General features: G+C 58.8%; 1 pseudogene. It reads left to right on the forward strand.

Going from position 1 to position 599, the window contains the following annotated elements:
- A pseudogene (locus tag G5315_RS20500) lies at window positions 1-599 on the forward strand (HNH endonuclease); the annotation flags it as partial.

Genomic DNA, 599 nt, shown 5'->3' on the forward strand with positions numbered 1-599 from the left:
GCGCAGTACCGAGACCCATGATCTGACCGCGGCGCGCACTATTACGCTGGACGAACTGGCCACCAAGTTTGTGGAGCTTTATTGGCAGCACAGTCTGCCCTACTCGGCGACGGGAGAAACGGCTACCTTGCTCAAACAGAGCAGCGGTCGTCAGGCCATCATGCTGACGGAGTTGTCCCGGCTGCGTGCAGAGGGGGTCCGCTCGGTAACTGCACTGCGTCGGCACGACGCCTGGCGGCCTCTTCTTGCCCGAGTTCGGCGCATCCTTGTTGAGGGGCCCTTGTGGCGTCTGCAGATCCTGGGTGGGCGAGAGGAGTGCCACCTCTATCCTCATCAAAGGGGCGCGGATCATATCTGCCTGAACCCCGGAATTCTCTACTGTCTCCACCGCTTTTACGATCTGGTGGTCTCCCTCTCCCGACAGCATTGGTTGCAGCTTATCTGCGACATCAAGGGGAATCAGCCACTGATTGGCCCAAGTGTAGGGCTGGAGAATTTTCTATTTGGTTCAAGCCGTCAGGCGCTGGGACGGGTGGGGGAGGTTTTGAGGGACTTGCAGGGGGGAACCTGTTTTTACTGTAACAAGGCGATACACGGGA

The sequence above is a fragment of the Aeromonas sp. 603607 genome (assembly GCF_049171595.1).
In the GTDB taxonomy this organism is placed as follows: domain Bacteria; phylum Pseudomonadota; class Gammaproteobacteria; order Enterobacterales; family Aeromonadaceae; genus Aeromonas; species Aeromonas veronii.